Here is a 21993-nt window from a genome sequence, read left to right as displayed (position 1 = left end):
TAGTGTTTAAGACAACGTGACTTTGTCTGCAAGCAGAGCATGCCTACGAGCATTGAAGCTTAAGGCAAGGTTACAAGAGAGGCTAAGTGTCAGATATCATTTTACTAGGGCAAAACTTTCTAGCGCTGTTCATGGAATCGGCGCCATGGCTGCTATTGGGTTTACTGGTCGCAGGAGTAATGCACGAGTTAGTACCTGTGTCTTTTCTTGAAAAGCATATGGGCAGCGCATCATTTGGCTCTATTAGCAAAGCTGCTATTATCGGCGCGCCGCTACCACTTTGTTCATGTGGCGTTATTCCGGCAGCACTTGGTTTACGCCGAAGCGGCGCATCTAAGTCTTCAACGATATCTTTTTTAGTGTCCACACCAGAAACGGGTGTAGATAGTGTGTCAGTTTCCTACGCTTTGTTGGGGCCTTTGTACGCCATTGTTAGGCCTGTTGCAGCCGTGGTGAGTGCAATCTACGCTGGTTTAATGGTACGTTTTTTTGCAGAGCGCAACGAATTAACAGTGCAGAGTGAACCTGTACCTGCTTCGGCCACATCATCGTGTTGCAGCACTAAAGCAAAGCCAGAGGTTGTGAAAAAACCAGAGGATAAGACGCAATGCTGTGACGGCGACCCTGCACATCAGCACGATCATAATCTACCGCGTAAATCATCTCAGGTGGCTAAGGTATTGTCTTATGCAAGTGGCAAGCTGTTGGAAGATATTGTGGTGTGGCTACTTATTGGGTTAGCCCTCGCCGCTGCCATTAAAACTTGGGTGCCCACCGACTTTCTTACCCAGTGGGGAGATGGTGTGGTCGCTATGCTTGTTATGGCACTTATTGGTATTCCTATGTACATATGCGCTACCGCGTCTACACCGCTTGCGGTTGGCTTTTTGGCTGCAGGGTTATCTCCTGGTGCCGTGCTTGTGTTTTTAATGGCAGGCCCTGCCACTAACGTGTCTACTATGGGCATGATAAAACAAGAGATGGGGGCGCGAACACTTGTGCTTTATTTGTTCAGCGTTATCTCGGCAAGCATAGGTTTTGGTTACGCACTAAACTACCTAGTGTCCTCGTTTTCTCTATCTTCGATGATCAAAACAGCCAGCCACGTTCATGAGCACGGCGCAGGTGTTCAAATAATCTATGGTTTATGTGCAATTTTGCTGGCGGGATTGATGTTAAGGCTGGGTGTGAAAAAGCTTCAGCAATATCGCCATAATCACGAACAGCACTCGGCATGCTGTGGTTAGGTTTAACGCTGCAGTTGCTTCTCCTCATTCAAGCGCTCGAATGTTATTTACAGAGCGCTTGTATATCCCGCTCTATTATCCATAATAGTCGCTCAACTTCTTTAAATTAAAACGCGTTTAAACCTACAGGGACGCTTGGAATAATTACATGCTTTTACTTATTGTGTACGTCTTCATTGCACTGGGCTTTTCTTTTTTGTGCTCAATCGCAGAGGCTGTAATTCTTAGCGTTTCGTCAGCGTTTATCTCGGTATTGGAAAAAGACGGCAAAGCCAGCGGTGCATTACTTCGTAAACAAACCGATAATATTAATACTCCGCTATCTGCTATTTTAACGCTGAACACCATTGCCCATACCATGGGGGCTGCCGGCGCAGGTGCGCAAGCAGCGGCCGTATTCGGCGACGCCTATTTAGGTATTATTTCAGCTGTCCTTACTCTGCTTATTCTAATTTTTTCAGAAATAATTCCAAAGACACTTGGCGCTACTTATTGGCGAACACTAGCCCCTGTAACGGCATACTTTCTCAAATACCTTTCAATCGTGCTTATGCCGTTCGTCAAAATGTCTGAACTCATGACTAAAGGATTCAAGGAAGACAGCCCACTTCGCGGATTGAGCCGCAGCGAGCTTCACGCTATGGCTGAACTGTCAGGGCAGGAAGGGCAGTTAGCTAATCATGAAGCGGCGTTTTTGCAGAGCTTATTAAGCTTGCACGAGCTTAGAGTTAAAGATGCTATTACCCACCGAACGGCGCTATTTAAAGTATCAGAGTCGATGACGGTGGAAGCATTTTTCCATAAACACGCCAATATTGAGTTTTCACGTATACCTGTATTTGAAGATAGTGACTCAGAGAACATTACTGGCTACGTAATGCGCTCTGACTTGTTGGTCGCGCAGGCGAGAGGTAACACTGATAAGCCGCTTTCTGAATACGCCAAAGACTTGGTCACAGTATTAAACACCATGCCTTTATCGGTAACTTTTGAGCACTTCATTAATAAGCATGTACACATGTTGTTGGTAGTAGATGAGTACGGTGGCTTAGAAGGCGTTTTAACCTTAGAAGATTTGCTTGAACGCTTATTGGGCGTAGATATTGTAGACGAAAAAGATACAACAGTGAGTATGCGTCGGTTAGCTAAGATGATGACAAAGCGTAAGGAACAGATGATGATTAAAAATGTTCCCGATGCGTCACTTGAAAAATCATCGAGGAAAAAATAACCTATATTGCAACAAAGGCCTGAACCGTTATTAAGGATGATAGTGATGTTTAAAGCGATATTGAAAAAAGCTAAACGACGTGAAGCCCCACCATTGCTCCTACCCATGTACAAGTATAGGACTGAGCAAAAACCGCTCGCCTTTATGGTAGCTGTTTTACTCACTTCTGGTTATATGGCTGGCGCAACTGCACAAGAGTTGAGCATTCCCTGTGATGAAGTTGAGGAGAAAGCACTAGCAGAAGCCAAGGCTAACGAAGTGGAGCGGATAAGTGCATTTAAACCCGCGACCCCGTTAGAGCGCGTTGACCCTAGATATCCTTCTTCTGCAGCGAGAAAAGGCCGTGAAGGCTGGGTTAGGCTGAGCTATGTTATTGATGAAGAAGGCAGGGTGAAAGACCCTGTAGTAGAAGATTTCTTCGGAAGCCCCTCTTTCAAGCGCAGTGCACTATCAGCCGTTAAGAAGTGGCAGTATGATCCAGCAATAAAAGACGGCGAACCTACACAACAGTGTCATCAAGCTGTTCAAATGGATTTCGCATTAGTCGGAAAAACGGGCGCCACTCGTAAATTTATTAAAGCTTATAAAAACGTAGATGAAATATTTAACGCGGGAGACGTAGAGGCGGCAGACGAAGCTCTCAAAGAGCTATTAAGCTGGGACACGTTAAACCGATACGAGAATGCGTGGTTGCTGAGTCTTGACGCACAGATTGCAGGTGCTAAAGGTGACATCGAAAGAGAAGCGAGAAGCTTAACGCGGTTGCTTGCTAGCAATGGACAAAAGCGCTTTGACAACTCGGTGTTCGATGAAGACTACGTTGCTTACGTGCTTCAAAGAAAAATCCTTTTAGACACTCAGCGCGGGTATTTTGCAAATGCTTTGAAATCTTACAGCAGGCTGCAAGAAATGGATGATCAACAAAAGCGTATCGAAGAAACTTCTGCGGTAATAAATCAGGTTGAAACATTCATTGCGTCTGAAAAGAATCTTCAGGTACCTGTGAGCATGGGAGATAACGGACGTTGGTTCCACACGCTGGTAAGAAATAAGTTTGCTTTTAATAACATACAAGGCGAACTTGATACTGTGGAAGTGCGCTGTGACTCGCACCGAGAAAAGTTCACCGTAGCCGAGGCTCATGTTTGGCATATCCCACAAAGCTGGGGGCAATGTCAGGTTATGGTTAAAGGTGACAGTGAGACAAAATTTGATTTAGTCGAGGTTGCCAAAGGTTAAGCTTCTGTACAGTGAGTTTTGAAAGTCTCGTGCTTATAGCTTTGCTGTTAACGCCACTTGAAATAGGTGTTCAGTGTATTTTTCATTAGACTGAAAAAAGCGCAAATTTTCTTGATGACCTGAATTTAGCTGCCATTCTGTCGTTATAAAGAAATGAGAGGTTACGTCGTACTTTACGCTAAAAGTAAAGGCGTACCCTCTACTTCCATTAGGGTCGTACGTAGTGTTGTCATTATCACTCACGCGATACCAGTCTACGCGTGCTGCCGCGGTTAAGTCTTTCAGTCCCATCGCATTTAAATTTAAGGCAGCGGCAACATAAGCGCTCGCAAAGTCATTATCAACGATATTTTCTCCCATTAGGGTGTCGCCATATAGAAGTTGAGAAAACAGTGTCAAATCGGGGCGAGGCAGATAGCGTAGCGTTAAAGAATGAAAGCGTGTATGCCATGCGTAGATGCGGTCGGGGTCGACTGCATTTGCGTCTGCGTTGTTATCGTAATAGTAATAGCGAATTTCAGCGCTGCGCTTGTACGCCACATGCGTCCCGAAATAATAACCAAAACGATTGTCTATTTCTCTAAAAGGTTCAGTCCATGCGGGAGCATCTAGTTTTTCTTCATCGATTACACCCGGAATAGGCAGAAAATTCACTCTATCGTTGTAAAGTGACTGTCTATCGTGAAGTGCAAAGCCACGCCAAGAGAGCAGCGTTCCAGTGCTATCGTTTCCTTTAAACAAGCTGGCTAATACTTTCCAAGACCAGTTGCTTCGCACTTGTCTGCCACTTTGTCTAAAGCTAAGTTCAACACCACCGGTTCTGAGTTCTTCGCCGATCCAGCTGTTTATGGCAGAGTTAGTGAGGAAGTGAGGCGACAGCCAAGCAATGTCTGTATTTTCAGCTGAAATAGCAGGATAAAATGCACCTACTTTTACTTCTGGCTTTATAGATAAGGCGCTAAGTGGCCGATATTTTATGTAAAGCTGAGAAACGTTGAGCCGTTCTTCGCCTTCACTGTAAGCGTTTAAAGCACCAGATAATGTCCAATCGTCAAACAGACGCTGGTTGGTTGAGATAACTGCTTGAGAAAGGTGTAAGCCATCACCTTCGAATCGCTGGTGGTTTTGGCCAAAGTCTTGAAAGCTTTGTGTGTTTTCTTTCAGCGCCCAGGTTCCGCGCAACAAAAAGTCTGTTTCTGCGTAGCTTGCGATAGAGAAAACTAACGACAATAGGGCTAATGATTGAGTGACAAACCGCATCAATAGTCGCCGAAACCAGAATCGAATCCGTCATCCCTAATTATGTTTGTATTAAGTGCCCATGTTACTTGAGTATCGGCAGACACAAAAATTGACTGTGCAGGGAGCGCTTTTTCACCTTCCACCTGCGGGTGCCAAAAACGGACAGTGTACTCACCATGAGGAAGTGAAATTGAAGACTGCCCCTCATTATCAGTTTTACCAAAATAAGGAGAGTCTGAGACTACAATGTAGCCCAGCATCCAATCATGAATATTACAGCCAATATCTACAATACCTGCATTTTCAAAGCGTAAAGGCTCTGCCGTAAACTCTTTATAGAGCTTTAGTTCGAATTGTTTCGTAGGTGAAAATGAATAGACGTGGTGAAACAAATTATCCGCATTAGGGAAAGTCACTTCAGTACCCGCTTTTACCACAAGCACGTGAGGTTCAAACTGTTTATCTATTTGATTCATTACGGCTGGCTTTTGGTGTGGCATTTGATGCTCATCCACCTCAAACTGGGGCTCAAATAGAAATACGCCGTTATCGACAGGCTCACCATCGCTATCATTCAGCGTGATAGAAAAGCTAGCGGTTTGAGCATTTTCTCCTAAGGCCATACTTGAACAAGCCATAAGAAAAAGGGCGGTAAAAAGTGTTTTATATTTCATTCAAGTACCACAGCACAAAGCATAAAAAGAAAGCGTCAATTGACTTAACCATAGAATAAACCCAGCAATATACAACTGCGCTACACCTTTAGTATAAGACCTTGTTGACTAGGTGTTTATTTCGTTCGCTCTTAAGAAAACTTTTGCGATAGTACTTGTGTCAGATTGTGCTTGATTTTAATCGCGGTTAAAGCTGAGAAAACTTTCTTACCAAGTTATGGTAAACATGATGAAGTCCATCAAGCTGCCCTCGTTCAGCGGTGCCGGCGTTGACCAGTGACTGTATACTTTGGTCAAGCTGAAAAAGCGTTTCACGCATTTGCTGGTCGCTCACCATACTTTGCAGCCAGGTGATAGCGGCAATACGTTCGCCTTTAGTTACAGGCGTAACCTTGTGTAGACTTGAAGATGGATAGAGTATGGCGCTTCCGGCATCGCATTTAACTTTTTGCTCGCCAAATCCTGTCTGAATAACAAGTTCACCGCCTTCGTAGTCATCTTTATCTGTAAGAAAAATCGTCATCGACATATCGCTGCGTAAGACATCGGGCGTATTCGGAATACGCATAATGGCGGCGTCTACGTGATAGCCATAGGTTTGCGATTCGCTGTAGCGGTTAAAGCACGGCGGGAAAATACGTTGAGGAAGGGCGGCGGAGATAACTTTGGGGTGGTTACCTAACTTGCTTAGCAATTGGTTAGCCAGCTGCTGAACACGTTTGTCCTGTGCATCTGCCTGACCGTTATTTTTGACGCCTGCAGCCATACCCATCGCCGTATTTTTGCCATCAACAAAGGGAACGTCGTTAAGCTGCTGACGAAACTGCGCAACATCGCTTTTCGTCAATAAGTCATCAATAATAATCATGTTTTCAGTGCTTTTTAGAGTGTTTTTAATATAAAAAGACCTAGGCAGTTGCCTGCCTAGGTCATGCTAGCATTAAAATTCGTAGCTAACGGTACCTGTAATGTTGCGACCATCACCGATATACATGAAGGCGCCAGAACGGTAGGCTGCCGTCCAGTATTCCTCATCAAATAAATTTCCAATATTAACACGGAAAGTCAGTGAGTCTGAGTGATAGTAGTTAGCGAATAGGTTAACCACTTGATAGTCAGGAACTACTATAGAGTACTCACCGGTTTCAGCACTATAGCCCGCTGCGGTATCTGGTTGACCGCCATACATTTCCGACTGGTAGCTGTAGTCTCCACCAAAGGCAAACTTCTCATTAGGCTGATAGCGCATTTGAATGTAGAAGCTTTCGTCAGCGAAGTTGCTTAGCGCAAGACCGATATTATCTTCGCTGTAAGACTCAAGAATTTCAGAATCCATAAATGCAGCAGACGCCTGGATGCTAAGCTTATCTGTGATATCACCGCTTAAACCAAACTCAATACCTTCTACACGGTTTTCACCTGTGTTCAATGTACCGAGCGTTGAGTAAGCATCACCGACACTTTCGTGTACGTCGCTCTTAGTGATGCGGAATAGTGCTGCGTTTGCTACAAGCTTTTCATTGAACAGTGACCACTTAGTACCTAACTCAATGTTTTCAACCTGCTCTGGATCAGCTTGAGACGCTTGCTCTGGCGTACCACAAATACCACCATAACCACAGTTAGCACCTAGATCTGATTCACCGCCGTTTATGTTCGTTGCCGTGCTATACGAAGCGTAGATGTTTCCGTTTTCGGTCACATCATAAACTAGCCCTAAATGACCGTTGTACAGTTCATCTGAGAACTCGTAAAGGTCGCTAGAGGTTTGGTTGCTATAGTCATAGCTATCTACGCGAAGACCAGCGAAAACATTAAAGTTATCGGTAAGCTCAAAGGTGTCCATTACGTATAGCGAGTAAGTTTCAATGTCGAATAGGGCATCAGCATCGCCACGGGTATAAGCTTTACCCATTAGCGAGTTGATATTATCAACCATGTTACCTTCGCCATCTAACAAGCAATAGCTTTCAGATACACCGCGGCGGCCGCTGGTTAAACAGTTCGATGGATTGGTGTAGTCCATATTGAACACGCCGTTGTCTACCGACTCGTCTGTATATTCAAAACCGAATACAAAGCGGTGATCAACGCCTGCGAAAGCCGTATCCCAGAAAAGGTTGAACTGTGTAGTTACGTAGTCAACTTCCTGCCAACCTTGGTGGTTGCTAAGCGATAGGGTGTAAGCGCCTGGCGCAGTAGGGTCTGTTGCGTCACGGTTAGTGCCTCGCATCCCTGTGGTAATATATTCGTTTTCCGTTTTACCTACACGGGTTGCGTTATAAAAACGCACGTTATCGCTAATATCATATTCAGTTCGCAAGGTGAATGTGGTTACTTCCGAGTTTTGGAAATCTTCATCTTGTGCGTAAACAGGAATATCTTCAAGCGGATAGCCTGCATCACGATCGTAATAGCTACCTAAGTCAGGAATGTCTTCTGCATTGAGGTAATACAAGTCGCCGGTGAACGACAAGCGGTCAGTAGGCTGATTCACATAAGAAAGCTGCACACCTTCGCGGTCGCGCTCGATACCCTCACGTCCAGGTTTATCTTCTGACGAGTAAAGTCCGTTTAGGCGCACCGCGCTGGTTTCACTAAGCGTTTTGTTTAGATCAACGGTTAAACGCGTGTGCTCATCGGTACCAACTGCGGCATCAACACGGCCGAAGTTATAAGCGGTAGACGCCTTTTTGGTGATAGAGTTAACCGCACCACCTGAAGAACCGCGACCGGCAAAAGTAGAGCTAGGGCCTTTTGTAATTTCAACACGCTCAGTTGCGAAGCTTTCGCGAGTTGTCATGCCTGGATCGCGAAGCCCATCAACGAATACGTCGCTACGTGCTTCATGACCACGAATAATATAGCGGTCACCAAAAGCATTACCATTCTCACCCGTACCTAAAGTTACACCTGCCTGTGCTTGCAAGATATCTCTAAGATCTGTTCTTCCGCTTTCTTGAATTTGGTCTTGAGTAAGAACGCTAATGGTTTGTGGTGTATCAACAAGGTCTGCTAAGCGACGAGGATCGCCAGATTTATTGTAGCGGTAGATAGATTGCTGTACGCCGTGAATTTTAATCAGTTCTATTGCTTCGTCAGAGACGGCTTCACATTCTGTCGAAGTTGCATCACTACACGATTCTACTTCTTCCTGAGCCATTACTGCGCCACTACCAAATGCAAGTGCCGCTGCAATGGTCTGTGCGCCCATAGTTAATTTAGTGTTTTTCATCCTGTTTCCCTTGAGTGTGTGTAAGGAGGACGAAGTCTATGAAATATGTAAATGTTTGTAAATATAAATGATAAACATTCTCATTTAATATATTTAAATAAGTTTTTAGTAACGCTTAATTTAAATATTCCTTATATTTCTGTTAGTTGTATTATTAGATTGCATATCTATTGATAAATGAAAACAGTTTAAGAAAGAGGAAAAGCTGACGCTTCGCACATAAAGGTCCTGATAACAGATAGCTTTGCCTTATCAATTTACAAGAGAGCTAGAGAGGCAAACTTACGGTAACAATGACGCCCGTGCCATCTTCCCTGTCATTTAAGAAGAGCTGACCCTTATGAAAAGTGGCTATCATGTTCGCGATATAAAGTCCTAGCCCTAAGTGAGGAGAGTTAGTCGCGTTTTGTACGTCATTTTCTTTTCTTACCGACACCATGGATTGAGTAAGCTGACTCTTCATTCCTTTGGGAAGTAGAGGCCCAGGGTTACTTACCGACAACCGCACAGATTTGTCGTTCTTTTCTAGTTTAACGGTGATTTCATCATTGTCTTTGCTGAAGTCCACAGCGTTTGACACGATTTTATCGAAAAGTTGAGCAATAAGTTCAGGTGACCCCTCAATAAGCAAACTATTGTCAGTGGAACTAAAGGTCCATTTTCTTTGCGCATACGCGTGCCGGTAGCCCTGAACACATCCGTCAATCACCTTGATAATATCAAAGGTTTCTAAGTCTTCCTGCTCAATCGCTTGCTCTAATCGCGTAGCCTCGCTCATACTGTTTAATATTGTGCTTAGACGATTTACGCCTGACTGAGCTCTTTCTACAAACACCGCTTGTTGGTCAGCATCATTAACGTGAGAAAGCATGTCTAACGATGACTTCACCACAGCGATAGGTGTTCTTAGCTCATGAGACAAACGAGAGGCCATGTTCTCTAGATAAGAGTTGTATTGCTGTAAGCGTGAAAGGACGTCGGCAAATGAACGGGATAAATCGCCAATTTCATCACGTTGGTTAGATACCGGCAGTGCGCCAATAATTTTACCATTGTCATCAATGACAGCTTCGGTGTTATCACGAAGAGAACGGATACGATTTGAAATTCGCGTAGCGAATAGCAGTAGTCCTAATGTACCTATGGTCATTACTGCTAAAATAACGTGGAAAAGTTGCTCTAGGGCTCGGTTTCGCAATGTGCGAATGCCATTAGTAGTTTGTTCTACAATTACCGCCCCCATTACATTACCTTCAATAAAAATAGGGTAGGCAGCAGAAAGTACAATAGCTTTGTTATCGGGTGACAAGCGCCAAAGTGATTCAGGCTGACCATTTAACGCAGTACCTAAATCCTGCCCCACGAGTGCATAGGCATCGTCTAACTCATCGATAAAGTCGGAAGGTGGACGGGTGAGAATTTGGTAATAAAGCGGAAGTAACCACTCACTTTCTATCCAATGCCAAACCGCATTGGATGGGGCTTCTTTTTTATCGACTTTAATGCCTGTGGCCGATTGAATATCACCAGCGCGAGCGAGCACGCGTTTGTGCTTGTCCACAACCCACACCCTTGAATCGGCATATTTCAATCCCGCCAAAATACGCTCAATTTCAGGGGAGGGTGTTATGACAGTGCCCAACTCAGCGAGCTCTTTTGTATTTGCTGTGCCTAACGCGTATTGCTTCAACCTGCTGTTCTCATCATCAACATCGACGAGTGAAAATGCTAAACCGCCTGTGGTCATAGACAGCGGAAAGCGCAATTCAACATTGTAGCCAGTGGCAGTTTCCTGCCAGCGACCCTGAATTGAAAGGGCGTTCTCTATTGCCCGTGTTGTAGACGTATTGCTAGCAAGTTTGTACGCGTTTACCCAACCACTTTCATAGGGCGCAACAACGTATCTTGCTAGTTCGCCTTGTGGGGTTTCCATGCCGATAAGTAAATGGTCGCCCGTTTCTACGCTTAAGCTATTGGGTTGCCGCCATAACAGCGCGTCATCATTGACTTCAAACATGGCATACAGAAATTGACCGTAGCGTCCCACCATATGTTTAAACGACAGGCTAGTGGGCTCGCCGGCAAAGTCGTTGTAATACTCAATGACTTCATCACTGCCATACTCGCTCATTAATTCGCTAACTTGCTGCCAGTCGTTAAGTTCGCCATCTAGCTGAATAGGATAAGGAATAGGCGGTGCGTAAAGGTCTGTACCAGGGCGTACGTCTTGAAGATAAGCTGATTGACTATCAAACAAAGCGGGTCGTTCGTGAAGTGCAGTGGCAACGGCTCGCGCCGTACCTATCATGGTTTGCTCTTGACCATTTCTAAGGTATTGCTCAAGCTCCCACACGTAGTTATAGCCCAAGTAGGGAATGGTGAATAGGAACAACGACAGCACCATAAGCTGAAGGCGGATAGAAAAGCGAAATCCCATGTGTGTAGTCGGTTGCCCTTATTTTTGTAACGGGTGAAACACAGCTTTAGACGCAAGCGCTTTAAAGCTGCCAGCGATACCCCATACCGTACACGGTATCGATATGATCAAAGTTTGCGTCAAGCTGCACAAATTTCTTGCGCATACGTTTTATGTGAGACGTAATGGTGGTGTCATCTACTACCATTCTCGACTCATCCATAAGCTGTTGACGGCTTTTTACATGACCTGGTCGCTTGATGAGTGCGTGCAGCATCCAGAACTCTGTTACCGTCAGTAAAACAGGTTGGTTTTGCCAGCTTACCGTCATTCTCGATACGTCTACTTTCAAGTCACCTACTTTTAGCTCATCTTTTTGCTCTGTGGGGGCAGCAAGCAAATCAGTACGTCTAAACAGTGCGGCAATTCGGGCTAGCAGGTGAGCCATGCTGATATCTTTAGTTAGGTAATCATCCGCGCCCATTCTAAGGCCACTAATAGTATCGACATCGTTATCCCGCGCAGTAAAAAAGATAATGGGAAGGGTTTGAGAAAGACCTCGCAGTTGCTGGCACAGCATAAAGCCACCTTCTATTTCATCTTTCAAACCAATATCAATAATGGCTAAGTCGGGTAGGGTGTGGTTAAACGCTTCGGCCGCAGATGGTCTGTCTTCATAGGCATTTACACTATATCCCTGCGCTTTAAGCGCCATAATGTAGTTTTCGCGAATGGCCGCGTCATCTTCCACTAATGCAATTGTCTTTGGCATACATTAACCCACAATTATAATTCTAATAGAACGCACACTATACCTATGAACAAAAGCTATTGCCTAAGTTCGACATAAAATCCTCAAACTTGCCTCATTTGCGCCATATTTGAGAAGCGTTGAGCGAAATTTTTATTAATAGAGCATTCTACAACGCGAGTTTCTATCTGGCTTAGCGTTCTATTGTACTGTCTGTATGGACTGGTATTAAACCATCATTACATTTCCACAATTAGGCGCCTTTTCTGCCATTTGTACCGTGTTAAATAAATATCGTCTGTCGAACACAGTGCGCATCGCTTCAAAAAAGGCTTCTATACCTAGTCTGTTTTAGCAAGTGCAATGTGGTTAAAGCAGACTGTGCTGTTGACGTCTCTTTTATTCTCAAGAGAGTGGCAAACAGTACCGTGGAAGCGGTAAGGCTGAACTTCTACGTAAACATTTCTATTGGCTTATAGCTACCCTTTGCGCTGCGTGCTCCCCCAACGGTACGCAGCGCTTTTTTATTAGGGTTGAAAAAAGGTCTTTTCGCACTCATTTTCTAACTGTTTAAAGCAACCACTAAACGCGAGTGTATTCATTTAATAGCATGAACTAGGTTACACTTCGTTGGCTATATATTGTTAGCGACAGATAACGACATCTCACTAAAGTTGGTTAGGGCGTACTGACCTTTGGCTTTTATCAAAGGTCAGTATGTCTTAGTAGTCACACTCTCACTACGGGCAAATCATGAAAGCGTTGGACATTAAAGGGTTAACCAAAACCTACAAAGGTGGCGTACAGGCACTAAAAGGCGTCGACCTTACAGTACAAGAAGGAGACTTCTTTGCATTACTTGGCCCAAATGGGGCGGGAAAATCTACTACCATTGGCATTATAAGCTCACTTGTTAATCAAACTAACGGTAGCGTTTCGGTGTTTGGTTATGATCTCACAACGCAAAAAGAACAAGCTAAAGCCTGCATTGGTCTGGTACCACAAGAGTTTAACTTCAACCAGTTTGAGACCGTACTGCAAATTGTGCTTAACCAAGCTGGGTACTATGGCGTACCGCGTAGTGTTGCGAAAGAACGCGCTAAAAAATACCTTGCTCAACTGGATCTATGGGAAAAGCGCGATGCCCGCGCCCGCGAGTTATCAGGTGGTATGAAACGCCGCTTAATGATTGCTCGTGCGTTAATGCATGAACCAAAGCTACTTATTCTAGATGAACCAACTGCAGGCGTAGATATTGAAATTCGCCGCTCTATGTGGGGTTTCTTAGAAGAGATTAACCGTCAGGGTATTACCATTATCCTCACCACCCACTACCTTGAAGAAGCAGAGATGCTGTGCCGCAATATCGCCATTATTAATAAGGGCACCATTGTAGAGAACACCAGCATGAAGGCGCTGCTGTCTAAGCTTAATGTAGAAACCTTTGTGTTAGATATTAAAGCCGCAAATGGCGTATCGACCACAGACAACTTGCTAACCGGTTTCGAGCACCGCTTGATTGACGACCACACCCTTGAAGTTGATGTAGAGAAGACCGAAGGACTAAACCCAGTTTTCACGCAACTCAGTGAAAAGGGCGTTCAAGTAATGAGTATGCGCAACAAATCAAATCGCCTGGAAGAATTGTTTGTGCGTTTAGTTGAATCAGCGAAACAAGCTAGCTAAGCCCACAGCAGGAAAAGGTGAAGAACATGAAAACTGAAAGTACACAAATGAGCACAGAAGAAAACGTGGGTTGGTTTAAACAAAACTATGTAGCGCTAACCACGATTTGGATAAAAGAATGCACGCGCTTTTTGCGCATATGGGTACAAACTCTAGTACCACCTGCTATTACGATGAGCCTTTATTTCGTTATATTCGGTAGCCTTATCGGTAACCGTATTGGCGAAATGGGGGGCTTTACCTACATGGAGTTTATTGTACCGGGTCTCATTATGATGTCGGTGATCACGAACTCTTACGCCAATGTGTCGTCTTCATTTTTTAGCGCAAAGTTCCAGCGTAATATCGAAGAGCTATTGGTATCGCCTGTACCCACCTCGGTCATCATTCTTGGCTATGTGGGCGGCGGTGTAGCACGCGCTATTCTCATAGGAATAATCGTTACCTTGGTGTCGCTATTTTTCGTTGACGTACAAATACATAATTTAGGCATTATTGCGCTGACGTTATTGCTCACCTCTACGTTGTTTGCTACAGCAGGCCTGATTAACGCAGTGTTTGCCAAAACCTTTGATGATATCAGCGTGGTGCCAACGTTTGTTTTAACGCCGTTAACTTATTTAGGCGGCGTATTTTATTCTCTTACGCTATTGCCTGAATTCTGGCAATGGGTGAGTAAAGCGAACCCTGTTGTATATATGGTTAACGGGTTTCGATACGGCTTCTTAGGTGTATCTGACGTAAACGTGACACTGTCGTTGACTTTGTTAGTGGGCTTCAACGCGTTGCTGTTTAGCGTGGCGTACTACTTACTTAAAACCGGTAAAGGTATTCGTAGCTAATGGCAAGCGGTAACTCTAGGGAAATCACCACCTCGCAGGTGGGTATTCACGATAAGTTAGACGACTTAGTAAAAAAGTACCAAGTCAGTGAAAACAAGCGACCGATTAGCGAGCATACGCAAGCCGCCTTTGATGAAGTAAGTGCCTGGCTTGATGCCGATAATGGCTTCAATGGAGAGGTTATTTTAGACTCTTGCTGTGGTGTAGGCGAAAGTACGGCCAACATAGCACGAGCTAACCCCGATGCCCGTGTTATCGGCATTGATAAATCGGCCCTGCGGGTCGACAAGCATGAGCATTACAGCGCGCAGCAGGACAACTATCGGGTGATCCGTGCTGATGTGAATGACTTTTGGCGCTTGGTAAAACAGTCTAATTGGAAGGTGACGCAGCACTTTTTGCTGTACCCTAACCCGTACCCCAAAAAGACCCAAGTTCAAAAGCGTTGGCACGGCAGTGCGGCCATGGTAGACCTGATGGCTATCACCCCCAATATTGAGGTGCGTAGCAACTGGCTTATCTACCTAATGGAATTTGCGCAAGCGGCTAAACACTACGGCATGGTGTCAGACTTATCTGAAGTCACCGGCGACAATCACATGACGCCGTTTGAACGAAAGTACCGAGGTAGTGGACAGTCCTGTTGGAAGCTAAATTGTCGCAGCGAAGAAAGTTAATAAGGCTTTGAATATCTGAGCGGCAGCTTACTTTGGATAAAAGGGCGGGGAGCTTACTTCAATACCTCGCCCTTCTTCTTCTAAATTGCCAAATGGCTAGCCTATTAATGCCGTGCTGTGGCGGAGCGCACGTTCGCCAAAGGCGGGCTGAAAACATAGCCCTGTGCATAGCGAATGGGCAGGCGCTTTACGCGTTCTAAATGTGCTTCATCTTCAACGTGTTCAGCTATCGTGCTTACGCTATGTCGTTCACACAGCGACAATAAATAGTCCACATACTCTCTTACTGCCTCTTGTTCATCGTAATGTTTGATTAGCCCGCCTGCTAGCTTTATGCCTCGAACTGGCAGGTTCATCAAAGCCCGGATATTTCCAGGGCAAGAGCCTACATTGTCAATGAAAACGCCAAGCCCGGCATGCATACTTTTTTCTATAAAGGCGGTTAAGTTTTTAGGGTTAGACAGTGCTGTAGATGCACTGACTTCAATGCTCACTCGCTCGGGCGCAGGGTAACTCGCTAAGTGGGTTATAAGTGTGTTGGTGAGCTCCTGGTTATATAAATCTTTGGCACTAATATTAATATTCCAAGGTATATTCACATCGTGAAAGTAACTCGCACACTGCACGAACATACTTGCTGCAAGTGAATTTACATGCTGGTCACGTTCGATAAGATAAAGAAATTCGCTGGGCAGAAATGTTTTATCCCCTCGCGTAATTAGGCGTGCCAAGCATTCGTATCGCCACACTCCTTGGCTATTTAAGTCAACGATGGGTTGAAAGTAGGGGACAATATCTTCTATGGAGAAATCCTCGGATATTTCGCGTATGGGCATAAACCGACCTCCTTGCAATAATGTATCTAATAGTGACTGATACGTCGCTGACACCTGCACTTAACAGCTATAGCAGACTGCACATCCGCACTATTCATAAATTAAATATAGTTGAGAGTGCAAAATTTTGCGGTACTAATTTGAAAGAAGTATTGTTTATCCTTGCAGGTCACATCACTAGGCAGCTAAAGGTATAGTGTGTCCGTCATGTTCATGAAAATTGACTAACTAGTCTGAATGTTTCACATAAGACAGTGAATTGGCGGTTTCTACCTCTTGGCGAGCATTGCAAACTGATGTAAAGTGCCACACCCTGAAAGTATTGTGATAAGTTTCAGGTTTGGCAACGAATGGACCGCGTCAACGCGCATTAGCCTAGCCGATATCTAGTTTTTATGTAGCAACGAGGTATAGGGGTTAAATAGCTGCTGTTTAAGAAGCATGCTAAATGGCTAAAAGGAAAAGTAAGTGTCAGGCCGGTATCCTACAAAACCGCCTGTTTATTTCGCCCAATAAATGTAAGCGAAATGTGTGATTGTTTAAAGTATGAGGTGTGTTGAGTGGGTGAAGCGCAAGTTAGTTTAGAGCACCTGTTTAGGGTCTTTACCAAACCTGAACACAAAGACTCAAAGCTGGCTCAAATAGAGCAGCATTTATCTGACAATATCTTAGATTTTTTGTCACAGCATGTAGTGACAAAAAAAACGTCGTTAGAAGAAATTGAAAAAGATTTTTCAGACTCCAAAGTGCCTGAGTCACCTGAGTTTGTGTCCACTCATGCTGAAAGCTTACTTGATAAGCTCGTTGCGCACTCTGTAAATACTTACTCGCCTACTTTTATTGGTCACATGACCTCTGCGCTGCCTTATTTCCATCTACCGCTTTCTAAGCTAATGGTAGGGCTTAACCAGAACCTGGTTAAAATAGAGACCTCTAAAGCGTTTACGCCCCTAGAACGTCAAGTGCTGGGTATGATGCACAACCTTGTTTATGACCAGCCTCAAGGTTTTTATGATGAGCACTTGCATAGTGCAGCTCACTCATTAGGCGCATTCTGTTCAGGCGGTACTATCGCCAATATCACTGCTTTGTGGGTAGCTCGTAATAAATTGCTCGGCCCACAAAAAGGCTTTTCAGGCGTAGCTAAAGCTGGTCTCGCCGCTGCTTATCGTCACTACGATATTAATAACTTAGGGGTGATGTGCAGTAAACGTGGCCACTACTCATTATCAAAAGCAGTAGACGTACTAGGTTTAGGTCGCGAGCAGCTGTTAACGGTAGCTGCGCCGAAACAAACCTTAGATCCAGCGAAAGCCCTCCGTATTGGTAAACGCTATCAGGAAGAGGGGAATAAGCTTCTTGCTATCGTTGGTGTGGGCGGTACCACTGAGACCGGTCACGTCGACCCGCTGGATGAACTTGCTGACGTTGCAAAAGAGCTGGGCTGCTGGTTCCACGTAGACGCAGCTTGGGGCGGCGCTACCCTATTTTCAGCGCGTTATCGCGACCGATTAAAGGGTATTGAGCGTGCAGACTCAGTCACCATTGATGCCCACAAGCAAATGTACGTGCCGATGGGCGCGGGCATGGCACTTTTTAAAGACCCACAAAATGCCAACGCGGTTAGACACCATGCTCAGTATATACTGCGTGCAGGCTCTAAAGATTTAGGCGCTACCACGCTAGAGGGCTCCCGTAACGGTATGGCTATGATGGTGTATTCGGCGCTGCATATATTTGGTCGCAAAGGTTACGAACTCCTTATTGATCGCAGTATCGATAAAGCCAAAGACTTTTCACAAATGATAGATAAGGCGAGTGACTTTGAATTAACTACTACGCCGACGTTATCGCTATTAACGTATCGAGTGTGCCCTGAAGAGGTACAAGAAAAGTTAAAGCACGCTAACGCCCAAACGCGCAATGCGATTAATCAGAAAGTTGACGCGCTTGTTGTCGCAGTACAAAAGCAACAGCGTGAAGCTGGTAAGTCATTCGTATCTCGTACTCGTTTAGAAGCGCCAGATTACCCGTCTCAGTGTATTACCGTATTTCGGGTGGTGTTAGCCAACCCGTTAACGAGCCATAATGATTTGGCCGCTATTTTGGCTGAGCAGCATCTTATTGCGAAAGAAACACAGGCGTGGAAGGACCTTATGGAGTTTGTTAGCGAAACAGAAACTCTAGCTTCTTAGGTGAAGCATCTTAAGTGCTAGCCTCTAAGGTGTTAGCTTTTTAAATTCGAGTAGTTTCTAGGCTAACGAAAAGCTAACGTTTCAAAACGAACAAACAAAAACGCCCGGTGCTGGCTCTGTTTAAGAGTGTTGCATCGGGCGTTTTTTCGTTTATAAGTGGCTTTCGCTTAACGTCGTGTAATTTGCATGTTATCGATTAAACGGGTTTTACCCATAGACATAGCAACTAGTAATACTAGCTCTTTGTCGCTATCGCTAGCCGCTTCAAACGTAGCTGCGTTAACTACCTGGCAGTAGTCTTTCTTAAAGCCTTTCGCTTCAAGGTTAGCAACCATGATATTTTCAAGCTCAGCAAAGTTAGTATTACCATTTTCGATGCTCGCTTTAACACGCTGCATCTCTTCAAAAATAGCGCTTGCTGTGGCTTTTTCAGACTCTGTCAGGTAGCCATTTCTAGAGCTCATTGCCAGACCTGACGCCTCCCGCTCGGTAGGTACACCATGAACTTTTACCGCCATTGACAAGTCGCGCGCTAAAGCGCGGATCACTTGTAGCTGCTGAAAATCTTTCTCGCCAAAGAAAGCATCGTCTGGCTGTACCATGTTAAACAGCTTAGTAACCACGGTTGCCACACCGCGAAAATGTCCTGGCCGACTGGCGCCACAGTGAGAGTCTGATATACCAGGCACTTCAACAAAGGTTTGCGCGTCTAGTCCTGCTGGGTACATCTCAGCGACGCTAGGCAAAAATACAGCATCAGCACCCACAGAAATAAGCTTAGCTTTATCTTCTTCTATGGTACGTGGGTAGGCGTCTAAATCTTCATTCGCACCAAACTGCATGGGGTTTACAAAAATGCTTACCACCACTTTATCGTTGTGTGCTTTTGCTTTCTTAACTAGTTTAAGATGACCGTCGTGCAGGTTGCCCATCGTGGGAACAAAGCCTACGGTTTCACCATGTCGACGCCACGTATTTACGGTGTCGCGCAATGCTGAAATACTATCAAGCACCTTCATATTTTACCCCGTTATTCGAAGCTGTGTTCAGCAGAAGGAAACGCACCACTTTGCACATCTTCAATGTATTTTGACACTGCTTTACGCATATCACCGGTTTCTACAAGGTAGTTCTTAGAGAACTTAGGCATATAGTTAGCGCTGATACCAAACATATCGTGCATCACTAGAATTTGGCCGTCGGTATCTTTACCTGCGCCTATGCCGATTACTGGTATAGTTAAGGCTTCGCTGACTGTTTTTCCTAACGATGAAGGTACGCACTCAAGTACTAGTAGCTGAATACCGGCTTCTTCTAATGCTTTTGCTTCGCTAAGCAGCTTTTCTGCTTGGCTTGCTTCACGACCTTGTACTTTAAATCCACCGAATACGTGAACTGACTGGGGTGTTAAGCCTAGATGCCCGCACACGGGCACGCCGCGAAGGTTTAAGCCTTTAATGGTGTTGCATAACCAGCTTCCGCCTTCCATCTTTACCATGCTAGCACCGGCAGCCATTAGTTTTGCTGCATTAGTGTAGGTCTGCTCTGGAGTAGCGTAAGACATGAATGGCATATCAGCTAAAACGAAAGCGCGCTCGGTACCACGTCGTACACTTTTTGTGTGATAAGCAATATCGTCGATAGTTACCGGAAGGGTGTCGTCTTCACCTTGAAGAACCATGCCTAAAGAGTCGCCGATAAGAAGGGCGTCTACGCCTTGTTCATCAAACATTTTGGCGAAGCTGGCGTCGTAAGCGGTTAAAGAGGTGATCTTTTCCCCGGCCTGCTTTTTCTTAAGCAAGCCAGATACTGTTACTTTCTTCATGACATGTCTCAGATTGATATTTGTTGATATCGTGTGGCGAACTATACGGATTTTGTCGCTAATTGGAAGTCTCGCAGGCGACTAAGTCCGTCTAGCGAGCAGTTAGCAACCCACGCTGAAATAGGCTTACCGTCGTGCATTACCATATTAGGGGCAATTTCAAACAAGGGGACCATAACGAACTCACGCTCTGCCATACCGTAGTGAGGAATGATCAAATCAGCAGTATCGATAGTTTCACTGCCGTATAGCAATATATCTAAGTCTAGCGTGCGCGGGCCCCAGCGCTCACCCTTACGCTCGCGGCCTTCTTCTAGCTCTATCCGCTGAAGTTGTTTTAACAGTCCGTGAGGTTTAAGCGATGTTTCTATTAAGCATACTGCATTAATATAGTCAGGTTGGTCTTGCGGCCCCATCGGCTTACTGGAATAAAGCGAAGAGGTTTTAAGTACGCGAGTATCTTCTAATTGACTAATGGCATCAAAGGCACGCTGCGCTTTTTCCTGACTATTACCAAGGTTGCTACCTACGCCAATGTAAACATGCTCTTTATGCATCTGGACCTCGTTTCGCTGCGGGTTTACGCTTGCGTTTTCGCGGTGCACCTTTTCCGCCACCCTCGCTTTTGCGAAGCGCGTTAAGCATACCTTTTTGTTTACCATTGTCAGCGTGCTGGAAGTGCGTCCACCACTGAGCTAGCTCAAGCAAATCGCCGCCTTCTATTTGGCCTCGAGCCAATAAAAAGTCATAGCCAGCTCTGAATTTCGGGTGAGTAAGTAATTGAAACGCACGACGACCAAAGCGTTTAGGAAGACGCTGCTGTAAAATCCAGATATCGCGTACCACGGTAGAGAAGCGCTTAGGGATCATAATGCGTTGCGTCTGACGGGCAATAACCTCGCCTGATGCAATGTTAAATGCATCGTGTGCGTTTAAGCCAGACTCGCTTTGCAAGCGTTGAGACTGCTCTTCAACCGGATACCATAATAATGCTGCATAAAGGAAAGCTGGTGTCACACGCTGATCGTTGTTAATGCGTTCATCGGTATTGGCAAGTACGCGGCGCACAAACTGCATTTCGCGGCTGTTTTCATCTTTTAAAAATGGCGTAAGCTGAGGGAATAAAGGCTCAATTAAACCGTATTCGTGCAGCATCAAGAAGGTTTCTTCCCCTTTACCCGATAAAAACAATTTAAGGGTTTCTTCAAACAAACGTGCGGGTGGTATGTTCTGGAGAAGATTCGCCAGAGATTTCATCGGTGCCGCGGTTTTTTCTTCGATGCTCATGCCAAGTTTAACGGCAAAACGTACCGCGCGTAGCATTCGCACCGGGTCTTCACGGTAGCGTGTTTCTGGGTCGCCAATTAGCTCAACTTCACGCTTTTCTATGGCGGCTAGGCCGTTAGCGAAGTCTTTTACCGTAAAGTCGGCCACGCTGTAATACATGGCGTTGAAGGTAAAATCACGGCGCTCAGCATCTTCTTCGATAGAGCCAAATACGTTATCGCGGACTAACTGACCATGTGCGTCACGCTTTGCAATAGCTTTGCCCTTCGGCAAGTTTTCGTCTTCGTCGGACTCTTGGTGGTGACCACGGAATGTGGCAACTTCAATAATTTCTCGACCAAAAACAATATGAGCTAAGCGAAAGCGCCTGCCTATCAGGCGGCAGTTTCTGAATAAACCCTTAATCTGTTCAGGTGTAGCGTTAGTCACCACATCGAAGTCTTTTGGTTCGTGCCCCATCAAAATATCGCGTACACAGCCTCCGACCAAATAGGATTCGAAGCCAGCTCCATTAAGGCGATACATTACTTTCAATGCATTTGCGCTTACATCTTCACGAGAAATACCGTGTTCTCCACGGGTCATTGTCCTTGGCTTCAAAGCGTCAGAG

18 protein-coding genes are annotated in these 21993 nt (G+C 45.2%); 7 read left to right on the top strand and 11 right to left on the bottom strand.

Annotated features, from left to right (window positions below):
* Positions 1-86: 86 nt before the first annotated feature.
* From ACYTPF_RS17405 to ACYTPF_RS17395, 3 genes are all read left to right on the top strand, one after another.
* Positions 87-1247: an SO_0444 family Cu/Zn efflux transporter gene (locus ACYTPF_RS17405; protein WP_461853085.1), complete on the top strand. Its 1161-nt coding sequence runs from the start codon at positions 87-89 to the stop codon at positions 1245-1247.
* A gap of 148 nt (positions 1248-1395) precedes the next feature.
* Entirely contained in the window at positions 1396-2478 is a 1083-nt protein-coding gene (locus tag ACYTPF_RS17400; RefSeq protein WP_461853084.1) for a CNNM domain-containing protein, read from the top strand.
* Positions 2479-2523: 45 nt separating this feature from the next.
* Positions 2524-3717, top strand: coding sequence for an energy transducer TonB (locus ACYTPF_RS17395; protein WP_461853083.1), 1194 nt, complete (start codon positions 2524-2526; stop codon positions 3715-3717).
* A gap of 33 nt (positions 3718-3750) precedes the next feature.
* Here the strand turns inward: ACYTPF_RS17395 and ACYTPF_RS17390 are convergent, their stop codons facing one another.
* From ACYTPF_RS17390 to pdsR, 6 genes are all read right to left on the bottom strand, one after another.
* On the bottom strand, positions 3751-4977 hold the full coding sequence (locus ACYTPF_RS17390) for an outer membrane beta-barrel protein (RefSeq protein ID WP_461853082.1): 1227 nt from the start codon (positions 4975-4977) through the stop codon (positions 3751-3753).
* Positions 4977-5633 carry a methylamine utilization protein gene (locus tag ACYTPF_RS17385; RefSeq protein ID WP_461853081.1) on the bottom strand — a complete coding sequence of 219 codons (657 nt, stop codon included), beginning with the start codon at positions 5631-5633 and terminating at the stop codon, positions 4977-4979. The genes ACYTPF_RS17390 and ACYTPF_RS17385 overlap by 1 nt, the downstream gene beginning before the upstream one ends.
* Positions 5634-5820: 187 nt before the next feature.
* A complete protein-coding gene (locus ACYTPF_RS17380) occupies positions 5821-6501 on the bottom strand; it encodes a Fe2+-dependent dioxygenase (RefSeq protein ID WP_179984793.1) in 681 nt (226 codons plus the stop codon).
* A 72-nt stretch (positions 6502-6573) separates the two neighbouring features.
* Positions 6574-8868, bottom strand: a complete 2295-nt coding sequence (locus ACYTPF_RS17375) for a TonB-dependent receptor (RefSeq protein WP_179984792.1) — start codon at positions 8866-8868, stop codon at positions 6574-6576.
* A 268-nt stretch (positions 8869-9136) separates the two neighbouring features.
* Positions 9137-11305: a proteobacterial dedicated sortase system histidine kinase gene (pdsS, locus tag ACYTPF_RS17370; RefSeq protein WP_461853080.1), complete on the bottom strand. Its 2169-nt coding sequence runs from the start codon at positions 11303-11305 to the stop codon at positions 9137-9139.
* Between the two features lie 61 nt (positions 11306-11366).
* Positions 11367-12056, bottom strand: a complete 690-nt coding sequence (gene pdsR / locus ACYTPF_RS17365) for a proteobacterial dedicated sortase system response regulator (RefSeq protein WP_179984790.1) — start codon at positions 12054-12056, stop codon at positions 11367-11369.
* A gap of 732 nt (positions 12057-12788) precedes the next feature.
* Here pdsR and ACYTPF_RS17360 point away from each other — a divergent pair.
* Genes ACYTPF_RS17360 through trmB form a run of 3 tightly spaced genes read left to right on the top strand, consistent with a single transcriptional unit; the run spans position 12789 to position 15240 of the window.
* Positions 12789-13721: an ABC transporter ATP-binding protein gene (locus ACYTPF_RS17360; RefSeq protein WP_179984789.1), complete on the top strand. Its 933-nt coding sequence runs from the start codon at positions 12789-12791 to the stop codon at positions 13719-13721.
* Between the two features lie 26 nt (positions 13722-13747).
* Positions 13748-14563: an ABC transporter permease gene (locus tag ACYTPF_RS17355; protein ID WP_461853079.1), complete on the top strand. Its 816-nt coding sequence runs from the start codon at positions 13748-13750 to the stop codon at positions 14561-14563.
* Positions 14563-15240, top strand: a complete 678-nt coding sequence (gene trmB, locus ACYTPF_RS17350; RefSeq protein WP_179984787.1) for a tRNA (guanine(46)-N(7))-methyltransferase TrmB — start codon at positions 14563-14565, stop codon at positions 15238-15240. Before ACYTPF_RS17355 ends, trmB begins: the two co-directional genes overlap by 1 nt.
* Before the next feature lie 104 nt (positions 15241-15344).
* Here the strand turns inward: trmB and ACYTPF_RS17345 are convergent, their stop codons facing one another.
* Complete coding sequence (locus tag ACYTPF_RS17345) at positions 15345-16076, bottom strand: EAL domain-containing protein (RefSeq protein WP_179984786.1); 732 nt, start codon at positions 16074-16076, stop codon at positions 15345-15347.
* A gap of 560 nt (positions 16077-16636) precedes the next feature.
* Between ACYTPF_RS17345 and panP the strand changes: the two genes are divergently transcribed.
* Positions 16637-18271: a pyridoxal-dependent aspartate 1-decarboxylase PanP gene (gene panP, locus ACYTPF_RS17340; RefSeq protein ID WP_179984785.1), complete on the top strand. Its 1635-nt coding sequence runs from the start codon at positions 16637-16639 to the stop codon at positions 18269-18271.
* 167 nt (positions 18272-18438) lie between these two features.
* On the opposite strand, the gene panC is transcribed toward panP, so the two are convergent.
* The 4 genes from panC to pcnB are packed head-to-tail and all read right to left on the bottom strand — an operon-like array spanning position 18439 to position 21968.
* Positions 18439-19290, bottom strand: a complete 852-nt coding sequence (gene panC / locus ACYTPF_RS17335) for a pantoate--beta-alanine ligase (RefSeq protein WP_461853078.1) — start codon at positions 19288-19290, stop codon at positions 18439-18441.
* 11 nt (positions 19291-19301) lie between these two features.
* On the bottom strand, positions 19302-20096 hold the full coding sequence (gene panB, locus ACYTPF_RS17330) for a 3-methyl-2-oxobutanoate hydroxymethyltransferase (RefSeq protein WP_461853077.1): 795 nt from the start codon (positions 20094-20096) through the stop codon (positions 19302-19304).
* Positions 20097-20137: 41 nt separating this feature from the next.
* Positions 20138-20653 (bottom strand): 2-amino-4-hydroxy-6-hydroxymethyldihydropteridine diphosphokinase, encoded by a 516-nt coding sequence (folK, locus tag ACYTPF_RS17325; RefSeq protein ID WP_179984783.1) that lies wholly within the window; start codon positions 20651-20653, stop codon positions 20138-20140.
* Positions 20646-21968: a polynucleotide adenylyltransferase PcnB gene (gene pcnB / locus ACYTPF_RS17320; RefSeq protein WP_179984782.1), complete on the bottom strand. Its 1323-nt coding sequence runs from the start codon at positions 21966-21968 to the stop codon at positions 20646-20648. The genes folK and pcnB overlap by 8 nt, the downstream gene beginning before the upstream one ends.
* Between the last annotated feature and the right edge of the window lie 25 nt (positions 21969-21993).

The sequence above is a fragment of the Alteromonas sp. HB246098 genome (genome assembly GCF_054890645.1).
This window is presented reverse-complemented; position numbering and strand designations above follow the sequence as displayed.